The 11207-nt window shown below is 68.3% G+C and carries 15 protein-coding genes; 6 read left to right on the forward strand and 9 right to left on the reverse strand.

Going from position 1 to position 11207, the window contains the following annotated elements; all coding sequences use genetic code 11:
* The first annotated feature begins 84 nt into the window (after positions 1-84).
* From VMT40_RS10235 to VMT40_RS10245, 3 genes are all read left to right on the forward strand, one after another.
* Complete coding sequence (locus VMT40_RS10235) at positions 85-969, forward strand: NmrA/HSCARG family protein (protein WP_326357745.1); 885 nt, start codon at positions 85-87, stop codon at positions 967-969.
* 10 nt (positions 970-979) lie between these two features.
* Positions 980-1507, forward strand: coding sequence for a cupin domain-containing protein (locus VMT40_RS10240; protein ID WP_326357746.1), 528 nt, complete (start codon positions 980-982; stop codon positions 1505-1507).
* A gap of 80 nt (positions 1508-1587) precedes the next feature.
* Positions 1588-1908, forward strand: a complete 321-nt coding sequence (locus VMT40_RS10245; RefSeq protein ID WP_326357747.1) for a hypothetical protein — start codon at positions 1588-1590, stop codon at positions 1906-1908.
* 90 nt (positions 1909-1998) lie between these two features.
* Here the strand turns inward: VMT40_RS10245 and tsf are convergent, their stop codons facing one another.
* Positions 1999-2814 (reverse strand): translation elongation factor Ts, encoded by an 816-nt coding sequence (gene tsf / locus VMT40_RS10250; protein WP_326308869.1) that lies wholly within the window; start codon positions 2812-2814, stop codon positions 1999-2001.
* A gap of 108 nt (positions 2815-2922) precedes the next feature.
* The gene (gene rpsB / locus VMT40_RS10255; protein ID WP_326357748.1) at positions 2923-3774 is read right to left on the reverse strand and encodes a 30S ribosomal protein S2; all 852 of its coding nucleotides are present in this window, start codon (positions 3772-3774) and stop codon (positions 2923-2925) included.
* 257 nt (positions 3775-4031) lie between these two features.
* Here rpsB and VMT40_RS10260 point away from each other — a divergent pair, with 257 nt between their 5' ends.
* Positions 4032-4553, forward strand: coding sequence for a GNAT family N-acetyltransferase (locus VMT40_RS10260; protein ID WP_326357749.1), 522 nt, complete (start codon positions 4032-4034; stop codon positions 4551-4553).
* Here the strand turns inward: VMT40_RS10260 and VMT40_RS10265 are convergent.
* Positions 4532-4861: a DUF202 domain-containing protein gene (locus VMT40_RS10265; RefSeq protein ID WP_326357750.1), complete on the reverse strand. Its 330-nt coding sequence runs from the start codon at positions 4859-4861 to the stop codon at positions 4532-4534. The genes VMT40_RS10260 and VMT40_RS10265 overlap by 22 nt on opposite strands.
* Entirely contained in the window at positions 4858-5205 is a 348-nt protein-coding gene (locus VMT40_RS10270; protein WP_326357751.1) for a YidH family protein, read from the reverse strand. Before VMT40_RS10270 ends, VMT40_RS10265 begins: the two co-directional genes overlap by 4 nt.
* A 530-nt stretch (positions 5206-5735) precedes the next feature.
* Between VMT40_RS10270 and VMT40_RS10275 the strand changes: the two genes are divergently transcribed.
* Positions 5736-6218 carry a M23 family metallopeptidase gene (locus tag VMT40_RS10275; protein ID WP_326358564.1) on the forward strand — a complete coding sequence of 161 codons (483 nt, stop codon included), beginning with the start codon at positions 5736-5738 and terminating at the stop codon, positions 6216-6218.
* Between the two features lie 143 nt (positions 6219-6361).
* Positions 6362-6874, forward strand: a complete 513-nt coding sequence (locus VMT40_RS10280; RefSeq protein WP_326357752.1) for a DUF1990 family protein — start codon at positions 6362-6364, stop codon at positions 6872-6874.
* 282 nt (positions 6875-7156) lie between these two features.
* Here VMT40_RS10280 and VMT40_RS10285 read toward each other — a convergent pair whose 3' ends face one another.
* From VMT40_RS10285 to VMT40_RS10305, 5 genes are all read right to left on the reverse strand, one after another.
* Positions 7157-7522 (reverse strand): hypothetical protein, encoded by a 366-nt coding sequence (locus VMT40_RS10285; protein WP_326357753.1) that lies wholly within the window; start codon positions 7520-7522, stop codon positions 7157-7159.
* 58 nt (positions 7523-7580) lie between these two features.
* Positions 7581-8345, reverse strand: a complete 765-nt coding sequence (locus VMT40_RS10290) for a siderophore-interacting protein (protein ID WP_326357754.1) — start codon at positions 8343-8345, stop codon at positions 7581-7583.
* 86 nt (positions 8346-8431) lie between these two features.
* A complete protein-coding gene (locus VMT40_RS10295) occupies positions 8432-9223 on the reverse strand; it encodes an N-formylglutamate amidohydrolase (RefSeq protein WP_326357755.1) in 792 nt (263 codons plus the stop codon).
* 16 nt (positions 9224-9239) lie between these two features.
* On the reverse strand, positions 9240-10163 hold the full coding sequence (locus VMT40_RS10300; protein ID WP_326357756.1) for a tyrosine recombinase XerC: 924 nt from the start codon (positions 10161-10163) through the stop codon (positions 9240-9242).
* Between the two features lie 208 nt (positions 10164-10371).
* Positions 10372-11049: a FadR/GntR family transcriptional regulator gene (locus VMT40_RS10305; RefSeq protein WP_326357757.1), complete on the reverse strand. Its 678-nt coding sequence runs from the start codon at positions 11047-11049 to the stop codon at positions 10372-10374.
* Positions 11050-11207: the final 158 nt, after the last annotated feature.

The following is an 11207-nucleotide window of genomic DNA, read 5'->3' on the forward strand; positions in this document are numbered from 1 at the left end:
AACTGCCTAGCAGTATCGCTACCAGGACAGGTCCGCGCTTGTGTTCGTACGGTCGATTGTGGATCGAAACGACTGGAGCGGCACATGAGCCCATCACGCGGACCGGTACTGGTGATCGGAGCAACCGGGCGGCAAGGCGGCGCGACCGCCCGCGCCCTTCTCGAAAAGGGCTGGCCGGTGCGGGCTTTCGTCCGCGATCCGGAAGCGCCCGCGGCCCGCCGACTGCACGAGGCGGGTGCGGAACTGCGCGTCGGCGACCTCGACGACGAGGATTCGCTGCGCGCCGCCATGGACGGCGTGTACGGCGTCTTCCTCATGCTGACCATGATGGACGGCGTCCACATCAGCCTCGACGCCATCGCCGCCGAGGAGCGGCGCGGCAAGGCGGTGGCGGAGCTGGCCGCCAAGAGCGGCATCGAGCACCTCGTCTACAGCTCGCTGCGCGGGGTCGGCGCGGGCTCGGGCATCGAGTACTACGACGCGAAAGAGCACATCGAGAACCACATTCGCGCGCTCGGCCTGCCCGCGACCATGCTGCGCCCGGTGTCGTTCATGGACAACTTCGCCACCTACAGCAAGCCCACCCGCGACGGCGACCACCTGGTGCTGGCGCTGGCGGTGCCACCCGAGCAGCCCATGCCGCTGATCGCCATCGAGGACATCGGCCGCTTCGCCGCCGTGATGTTCGAGCACCCGGAGAAATTCGTGGGCCGCACCGTCGATCTCGCCGGAGACAACCCCACACCCATCCAGATCGCCGAAACCCTCGCCCGCACAGCCGGATTGACCCCGCGCACCGTACAGGTCCCGGTGGAGCAGATCCGCGCCTTCGACGAGCAGGTGGGAAAGATGTTCGCCTACTTCAACTCCCACCCCGAGCCCCCGGTCGACACCGCCGCCCTGCGCGCCGACCTCCCCGAACTCATGACCCTCGAGGCCTGGGTGCGGGCCACCGACTGGCAACTGTGAGGAGCACACCATGACCGATGGACTCCTGGCCGCCGACGGCCTACTGCTTCCGCCCGGCGTGGGCGAGCAGGTCCAGCCCGGCATGACCATGAAGCTGGGCGCGGACCGATCCGACGCCTGGTCCGCCTTCGAAGCCGAGGTCCCACCGGGTTTCGATGTCGGCGCGCACTGGCACGGCCACGCCGAGGAGATCTTCTACGTCATCGAGGGCGAGCTGAACCTGCTCGCCTTCCATCCGCAGGCCAAGGCCGTCGGCGACTGGCTCACCTGGGAAGCCGAGGACGGCACCACCGTCTACCGCGGCGGCCCCGGCAGCTTCATGTACGTCCCGGCGGGCTGCCCCCACGCCTTCTACAACCCCGGAACCTCCACCGCCAAAATGCTTTTCCTGGTCACCCCCTCCGGCCACGAGAAATACCTCGCCGAACTGAGCGAACTGCTCCTCTCCGGCGAAGCCACCCCCGACCTCATCGCGGAGCTACGCCTCAAACACGACATCCACCAACTGACGCCACTCCAGAACCGCCCGCTCGACTGAGACCCCAGGAAAACGCTGCCCCAGAAATCAGGGGCCCGCAATCCTATTTCAAATAGCCGCATTTCAAATATCTTCGGCGCGTGAACATCAAGAACCGGGCGGCCCGAACCGGATTCGCCGCCGTCGCCATGGCAGCCGCCCTCGCCGCCGCGGGTCCGGCCGCGGCCGACATACCCCTCACCCCGTTCGATCCCGCCACCGGCGATGTCGTCCCGGTTGCCGCGACCGGCGATGGGCTGCCGCTGGGCACCGGGTCCCTCGGCTTCCTCTCGCCGTTCTTGGGCACCGGGTCCGCCAACCCGCTCCTGCCGCCGGGTACGACCGGGTCGGGTCCCGGTTCCAGCAACTGCCAGTTGGTAGGCGTCGCCGGGTGCTATGTCCCCGGCGGCGGGGTCCACTGACGACTCGCACCGCTCCCGGGTAGGGAAAAGTAAAGCCCCTCGCTCATCGGAATCCGATGGGCGAGGGGCCTTTTCGAGAATGTCAGGCGCTTACGCCTGGCCGACCTCGAAGCGGGCGAAGCGGGTGATGGTGACACCGGCCTCGTCCAGCTGGGCCTTGACGGTCTTCTTGGAGTCGGTGACCGAAGCCTGCTCCAGGAGGACGACGTCCTTGTAGAAACCGTTGACGCGGCCTTCGACGATCTTCGGCAGCGCGGCCTCCGGCTTGCCCTCTTCGCGGGCGGTGGCCTCGGCGATCTCGCGCTCCTTGGCGACGAGCTCGGCCGGGACGTCCTCGCGGGTCAGGTACTTGGCCTTGAGGGCCGCGACCTGCATACCGGCGGCGCGGGCGGCCTCGGCGTTGTCACCGGTGTACTCGACCAGGACACCCACGGCGGGCGGCAGGTCGGTGGCACGCTTGTGCAGGTAGACGGTGGTCTGGCCGTCGAAGGTGGCGACGCGGCGCAGCTCGAGCTTCTCGCCGATCTTGGCGGCCAGCTCCTGCAGCACCTGGTCGGCGGTCTTGCCGTCGACCTCGACCGCCTTCAGGGCGTCCAGGTCGGCCGGGCGGGCCTTGGCGGCCGCCGCGACGATCGCGTTCGCGACGTCCTGGAACTCCTGGTTCTTGGCCACGAAGTCGGTCTCGGAGTTGATCTCGATCAGCACGCCGTCCTGCGCGGCGACCAGGCCCTCGGCGGTGGCGCGCTCGGCGCGCTTGCCAACGTCCTTGGCGCCCTTGATGCGCAGGAACTCGACGGCCTTGTCGAAGTCGCCCGCGTTCTCCTCGAGCGCCTTCTTGCAGTCCATCATGCCGGAGCCGGTGAGCTCGCGGAGCCGCTTCACATCGGCGGCGGTGTAGTTCGCCATCTCGGGCGAGCCTCCCTTTGTGAGTGAAAGTCTGTGGTGGTCAACCTTGCCGACCGTTTTCGTCCGAGAACGGTCGGCAAGGTGAACAGATGCCTCGCGGCGGGTGGATCAGAAGTCGGCCGGGGTCTTGGTGGCCGGGTCTTCCTTCAGCTCCGCCTCGGCAGCGGTCTCCGGCTCGGCGGCCGGGGCAGCCTGCGCCAGCAGCTCCTGCTCCCACTCGGCGAGCGGCTCGCCCGCACCGGCCTCCGGCTTCGAGTCACCGGCGGCACGCGAGGCACGAGCCTGCACGCCCTCGGCGACGGCGGAAGCGACGACCTTGGTCAGCAGCGCGGCCGAACGGATGGCGTCGTCGTTACCCGGGATCGGGTAGTCGACCAGGTCGGGATCGCAGTTGGTGTCCAGGATCGCGATGACCGGGATGTTCAGCTTGCGAGCCTCGCCGACGGCGATGTGCTCCTTGTTGGTGTCGACAACCCAGATGGCCGAGGGGACCTTGGCCATGTCCCGAATGCCGCCCAGGGTGCGCTCCAGCTTGTTCTTCTCACGCGTCAGCATGAGGATTTCCTTCTTGGTGCGACCCTCGAAACCGCCGGTCTGCTCCATCGACTCCAGCTCCTTCAGGCGCTGCAGCCGCTTGTGGACGGTCGAGAAGTTGGTGAGCATGCCACCCAGCCAGCGCTGGTTCACGTAGGGCATGCCGACGCGGGTCGCCTCGGAAGCGATCGACTCCTGGGCCTGCTTCTTGGTGCCGACGAAGAGGACGGTGCCGCCGTGGGCAACGGTCTCCTTGACGAACTCGTAGGCCTTGTCGATGTAGGTCAGCGTCTGCTGCAGATCGATGATGTAGATGCCGTTGCGGTCGGTGAAGATGAACCGCTTCATCTTCGGGTTCCACCGGCGGGTCTGGTGACCGAAGTGCGCGCCGCTGTCGAGCAGCTGCTTCATTGTTACGACAGCCATGGCTCCGTAACTTCCTCTCGTTGCTGGTTGACACAGGAATCGGCGATTCCTGCCCTGGCGCCCACGGCCGCCGGAACCCTCCGAGAAAAGTTTCAGGGGGACCAGCCGACGACGCTCACAGTGGGCGCGCGAAGTCGGTTCGCGTTCACGCAAACCGCTGGACCAGTTTACGCAGCGGGGGCCGCAGACCGAAATCGGCCCCGGGGGCGGGCCGAATGCGGATGCGGAACCGCAGGTCAGCGGCATATGGTGGGCTGATGCTGCGAACCGGGCGACTGCTGCTATCGCCACTGCACGCGGGAGATCGTGACGAGTTGTCGAGGCTGTGGCGCAAGCCTGAAGTTCGCGAGTTCCTGTTCGACGGGGAGACATTGTCGGACGAGCGGATAGTGGAACTCATCACACAATCCGAAAAGGATTTCGCCACCGCGAATTTCGGATTCTGGGCGGTGCGGGAGATCGGCGGGGACGGGTCGCTCATCGGGACGGCCGGGCTGCGCAGGCTCGATGACGGGCCGGAGTTGGAGGTCGTCTACAGCCTGGATCCGGCGTGCTGGGGGCGCGGACTGGCGGGTGAGGCGGCCGCGGCGGTGGTGGACTACGCGTTCGAGGTGCTCGGGGTGGGGCGGGTGCTCGCGGAGATCGACGAGGGCAATACCGCCTCCCTCGCGGTCGTGGAGCGGCTGGGAATGCGGCCCTTCGAGACGGTGCCCGGGGTGCTCGGGCCGATGATCCACTTCGCCCTCGCGAATCCGGGTCAGGTCGCCGAGACCGAATAGGCGATCGAGATCACCAGGGCCGTCGCCACCACCGCGGCGATGGCGACCGCGAAGGCGGTAATGGAGCGTTTTCCATTGCTCCAGTTGCCTTTTCGATGCGAATGCAGCACCGCGCTACGGCGAACGCAGATCACCGTGACGACGGCGAGGGCCACCATGGCGACAACAGCGAGGATGACGACCGGCCGGAATTCCCTGGTGAACGCAACCCGCACGAACAACAGCAGATTGGCCATGCACCCGATGGCGGTGCGACGCCACGCCAACGCGGTCCGCTCGGCGGCCAGCCCTGCCTCCGGACTCGTCACGAGATGAGCAGCCCGAAACTGGCCAACACCGCGATAACGGCAATACCGAACGCGAGAATCGGCACCATCACCGTCCGCGGCAACCGGCCCCCACTCTCCATGGCCGCCTGCACATGCCGCCACCGCCCATACGCGCCAACCGCGATAATCGCCGCCAACACAATGCAACTCATAGCCACCGCACTACGCAGCCCATGCTGCCGAAACGGCCTGACCAACTCATGCACCGCCACCCCACCCGCCAGCAGCCCGAGCGCAGTCCGCATCCAGGCCAAAAACGTCCGCTCATTGGCAAGCGTGAACCGATAATCGATCGGCGCTGCTTCGTCTTCGGTCGAGCTCATCGCTGGGTCCTCCGGGCCAACTCGAGTGACGTTGGCGTTGTTCACAACCGGTCGTGTCATCCACACTCGCCGAACACGGTATCCCGCAGCCGCATTCACCCGCGCAAGCTGATCCCATGCCCCCGCCCACATCCCGCACACCCCCGGAGGAACCGGCCCCGACCTCACAAGCCGCCACAGTCCTTGGCCCACCGGCCCGGGCCACACCGACCATCCCATTCGCCGCCCCATCAGCCCGCCCGGCACCGGCCATCTCGGCCCCTGCCACACCGGTCAGCGCACCCCGGCACATGTCGGCCCAGGCCACGCTGGCCATCCCGTTCCCCGCCCCATCGGCCAGCCCGGCACCGGCCATGTCGGGCCCTGTCGCACCGGTCGGCACACCCCGGGACATATCGGCCCCGGCCGCACTGCCCAGCCTGAGTCCAGGGCGACCGGTCACCACGGCCCTGCGCGGACCAAGTATGGGCGGGCTGGTCAGTCGGGTTTTGGGCGAGCGGGCCACCCCGGTTTCGGCCGTACGGGCGGCCATGGCCGTGACGGCGCTGGCGGCGATCGTGCTGCCAGCTTCGGCTACGGCCGCGCCCGCGGGCGAGTTCGACTGGCCGCTCCGGCCGCGACCGGCCGTCGTGCGCGCATTCGACAAGCCCGAGCAGGATTGGCTTCCGGGCCATCGCGGCGTGGATCTGGCGGGCGGTCAGGGGCAATCCGTGCTCGCGGCGGGCGACGGGGTGGTGGTCTTCGCCGGGACCGTCGCGGACAAGCCGGTCGTCTCCATCGACCATCCGGGCGGTCTGCGCACCACCTACGAACCGGTTGCCGCCGCAATCCCGGTGGGCCGCAGGGTAACTCGCGGCTCCCCCATCGGCACCCTGCAACCCGGCCACCCGCCCTGCTCCCCCTGCCTGCACTGGGGTGTCCGCCGCGACCGCGAATACCTGAACCCGCTGGGCCTGCTCCACCACACCCCGATCCGGCTGAAGCCCCTCATCGCGGACGGCCCTGATGCCTGAATGCCTCCGGGATGGTCCCGCTGGCCCGAATATCCGCTCGGACACCGGGCATTCGGCCGATGACCGCTATCCCGCTTCCGATCACGCCGTGACCCGAACAACTCGGCAACCCCGCGAGCCGATGTATCCGGAAGGATGAAGTCATGTCCCAGCCTGCCGCCGCCCCCTTCACCTACGCCGAGGTCGGCGCGACCGCGGGCGAATTCCCGCCGGGCTACGACCATTTTCAGGTGCGCCGCCGCATCGGTTCGGGCCGCGACCTTTTCGAGCGGGCGGGCGAGCAGATCCGCGCCTACCGCATCCAGCGCGGCACCGGGATCTTCCACTCGGCGAGCACTCCCACCGCCGAACCCGGCACCGAACTCACCGTTCGCCTGGGCCTGGGCCCGCTCGGCATCAACGCCCCCTGCCGAGTCGTCTACGTCCTCGACGAGCCCAACCGCCGCGGCTTCGCCTACGGCACCCTCCCCGGCCACCCCGAAATCGGCGAAGAACTCTTCGCCGTCGAATACGACCCCACCGACGACTCCGTCCACGGCGTCATCGCCGCCTTCTCCCGCCCCGGCACCTGGTACGTCCGCCTAGGCGCACCCCTGGTCCGCCTCATCCAACACTGGTTCGCCCACCGCTACATCGCCACCCTCCGCCCCCGCTGATCCACCCGCCCGAGTAACGCACCCACCCCGTCCGGCTACCGAAGCGGAGCGGGACGGTTGATCCGTCGCCAGCGCGAGGCCGGAACCTGCCTTGGCCAGGAGTCGGCGCGCACGCCCTTGGGCCGTCAACGACAAACCTGAACGGAGCCAAGGCTTCCGTCCAAGGACTTCGGCCGACAACCGAACCGGCGCCGGTCGGTGAGCTCCCACCGCTGGCCGTGAGCGCCGGGCACCCGATGCCGCCGACGCGGGGCCGATCGTCACCCGTTGACCGGTGAGATGTCAGGCCTGGTCGAGGTGGGTGGTCAGGGCGGCGGCTTCGGCGCGGAGGGTGGCGGCGCGGTCGGCTCCGCCCGGGCGGGATTCGTATTCCTTTGCGGCGGTGAGGCGGTCGTCGATTTCGGTGCGGACGAGGGCGGTGATGTCGGATTCGGTGAGGTGGCGACGGGCTACCTCGGCGGTGCCGAGGCCGACGGGGCTGGTTTCGATGGCACCGGCTCGGACGTCGGATCCGTCTACCGCTTCGGCGTTGTCGATGGCAGCCAGGGCGGAGCGCAGGGCCGCCACGGCGGCGCGGTCACGGGCCTTCATGGCGGTGGGGAGGGCGGCACGCAATCGCTCGCGAAGGGGCGTGTTCTGGGCTGTCATGGTCGGGACCGTACGGAGGCAAACCTCTCGCGTCGAGTGTTTTTCGCAGGCGATTCGCTCAAACGCCTGCGGGAGCGGACTTCTCGCGCTCGGCGAGCTCGGACTTCCAGCGGCGGAAGCCTTCCTCGGTGCGGCCGCGCCGCCAGTAGCCGGAGATGGAGGCGGCCCATTCGGCGGGGATGCCGCGTTCCTTGCGAATGTAGGGGCGCAGGTCGTGCATGACGGCCTGGGCTTCGCCGTGAATGAAGACCTGAACCTGACCGTCGAGCCACGGTGCGGACCTGACGGCCGCGGCGAGGCGCTCACCCGGCTCGGCCTCACCGCGGTGAATCCAGGTGAGCTGCACGCCTTCCGGATGGAGGAGGCTGAGCTCGTCGGCCGGACCGGCGACCTCCACGAACACCTGGCCCACGGCATCGCCCGGCAGGGCCTCGCAAGCCGCGGCAATGGCGGGCAGGGCGGATTCGTCACCGGCCAGCAGATGCCAGTCCGCGTCGGGGCGCGGGGCATAACCGCCGCCGGGACCCATCAGCTCGATGGTGTCGCCCGGTTCGGCCGCGGCGGCCCAGGGACCGGCCACGCCCTCGTCCCCGTGGTAGACGAAATCGATCGCGATTTCCTGGGCGGCCCGATCCACCTCCCGCACGGTGTAGGTGCGGACGGTGTCGCCGTCGGGTCCCGGAAAAACGAGTTTGACGTAGGCGTCGGTGAATTCGTTGGGCTGGAAGGTCGCGAAGCCGGGACCGCCGAGGCGGACCCGGATCAGGTGATCGGACAGTCGAATCGTGTTCTGGACCACCAAGGTCGTACGCGTGCGTGCCAAGGAACAACCTCCGCTATTAGGATTACCTAAGTGACGCTAGCACGAGCTCCGATAGGTCGTCGATAGCATTTTCGATAATTCGTTGATCATGAGATCGCGGTAATGAGCGATGCCAGCGCCGCCGCCAGCCGATCTATTCCCGAGCCGGGCGGGCCACCGGGCTCGGTCATGTAGGTGTCGCGGCGGATTTCCACCATCAGCGCGGCGACCCTCGGCTCCCGGCCGTAGAAGTCGAGCGGCACATAGGTTCCCGCGAACGGGCTGTTGACTCCGACACCGCCGAATTCCACGAACGCGCCCGCGGCGCGCGTCAGCAATTCGGGCGGGGTGTGAAAGGCGTCCACCCCCAGGCAGATCGGCGGACGCAGGCCGTCGCCGTGCAGTTCGTAGGGCAGGCGCTCGGTCGGGTAGGAGTGCAAATCGATGATCACGGCGCGGTCGACGGCCGCGAGCCGATCGCAGACCGCCTTGGTCATGGCGCGGGCATAGGGATGGAAGTAGCGGTCCAGCAAAGGGTTCGGTTCGAAATCCCTTGCGCGCAATGGCTTTCGATCCGTGGTGGCCGTGTAGACCGCACCCATGCCGACCGCGTTCATCTCCTCCCGCTCATCGGGAAAGCGCTCCGGGTCGACGACCAGACGCGAGAGCCGGTTCACGAACCGCCACGGACGTACCGGCGCCAGCTCGGCGGCGAGTTCGGCCAGCCGCGTGGTGTGCGCATCGGTGATCGCGTCGAGTTCCCGCTCCAGCTCCGGGTCGTCGAGCAGCAGGTCGGCCCGCACCTCGGCCGGAATCGCGCGGGCGGAATGCGGAATGTGCAGCAGCACCGGCGAATCGGCCGCACCCGCAAGCAGTTCGACCGATTCGGGAACGAGCATTGTCGAGACCTCTACGTCAGGCGCGCGGATGAGCTTGGTCGTGAACCTTTTTCAGCCGCTCGATGGATACGTGCGTGTACAGCTGCGTGGTCGCCATGCTCGCGTGCCCCAAGATCTCCTGCACCACCCGCAGATCGGCGCCGCCCTCCAACAGATGGGTGGCGGCGGTGTGACGGAACCCGTGCGGCCCGATATCCGGTGCCCCGGGAATCGCGGAAACCACTTCGTGCACAACGGTTCTGGCTTGACGTGGATCGATCCTCCGCCCCTTTCGCCCCAGCAGCAGCGCCCGCCCCGACTCGGGTGTCGCGAGCGCCGACCGCCCGTACCGCAGCCACGCCTCCAAAGCCTGTTCGGCGGGCCCGCCGAAGGGCACGGCCCGCTCCTTGTTCCCTTTCCCGAGCACCCGGACCAGCCGCCGCTCCCGATCCACGTCCTCGATATCGAGTCCGCACAGCTCGCTCACGCGAATCCCCGTGGCGTACAGCATCTCCACGATCAGCCGATCTCGCAGCGCCATCGGATCATGTTGCGCCGCACCCAATTCCGCCGCCTCCATGGCCGCGCGTGCTTGCTCTTTCCCCAACACCGATGGCAACACCCGATGCGCCCGCGCCGACCCCAGCCGCGGCCCCGGATCCACCGCCAGCCGCCCGGTATGGGTCAGCCACGCGGTGAAGGTCCGCGCCGAGGACGCCCGCCGCGCCATGGTCGTGCGCGCCGCCCCCGCCGCCGACTGCGCCGCCAACCACGACCGCAACAACGCCAAATCCACCTCCCCCACACCGGAATCCACCGCCCGATTCAACAGATGCTCCAACAGCCCCCGCGCATCCCCCACATACGCCCGCACCGTGTGCTCCGACCGATTCCGCCCCAACCGCAAATGCCGCCCATACTCGGCCAGCAACGCCTCCAAATCCTCGGGCAGCTCACTCATCCCCCCACGCTGTCGCGAATCCGCCCCCAAGGCAAGCACCCTCGCCGATTCCAGCGATATGCGACATGTCCCGCTAGCGACGATCCGGCCAGGGGTCTCAGCGGGCACGCCACGCCGATCCAGGCCAAGGCCTCGGCGGGCACGCCACGCCGACTGCCGATCCAGGTCGAGGCCTCGGCGCGGACGCCGAGTCGGCCGCCGATCCGGGTCAGGCGTCGATGCGGGCGAGGGTTTCGGCTACGCGTTCCAGGTGTTCGGTCATGGCGAGGCGGGCTTCCTCGGGGGAGCGGGCCTGGATGGCGCGGACGATGGCCTCGTGTTCGCGGTCGGAGTCGGCTCGGCGGTCCTGGGTGAGGTTGAGGAATTCCGATTGGACGTCGAGGGCGCGGCGGGTGTCGGCGACCATGGAGGTCAGCATTTTGTTGCCGCTGGCGGCGGCGATGGCGGTGTGCAGTTCGCCGTCGTAGCGGACCCATTCGCGGGCGTCGGTGGTCGCGGCGAGGGTGTCCAGGAGGGTGAACAGGTGCTCGAGCTGTTCGGGGGTGTGCCGTTCGGCGGCGAAGCCCGCGGCCGGAATCTCCACCAGGCGACGGGCCTCGATGAGGTCCGCGGCGGCGATACCGGCGAACGTGAGCCGCGCCTTCTCCTCGGTGGAGATGATGAAAGTGCCTCGGCCGGTACGCGTTTCGGTGAGGCCGAGAATGGCGCAGGCCTGTAGCGCCTCCCGCACCACGGGGCGGCTCACCCCGAATTCCTTGGCCAGCGCGATCTCCCCGGGCATGCGGTCGCCGACCGCGTACTCACCGCTGGTGATCAGGCTCTTGAGTCGACGAAAGACCGCTTCCGTAGCGCCGATGCGCTGCACACGTCCCTCTTCGACAGTCACGCGACCAGTATGGGCGACCCGGCTCGAGCCGCGCAAAACGCTCGCCACGGCGTTTCCCCTCGCCTTCCCTCGTGAGCCGCCCGGCCATTGACAGCCGGTGTGACGCCTATTACGGTTCACCTGTCTTACAGCCTGACAGCCTTACTGCCTGAGCGCCC

Source organism: Nocardia sp. CDC160, from assembly GCF_035818795.1.
Classification (GTDB): domain Bacteria; phylum Actinomycetota; class Actinomycetes; order Mycobacteriales; family Mycobacteriaceae; genus Nocardia.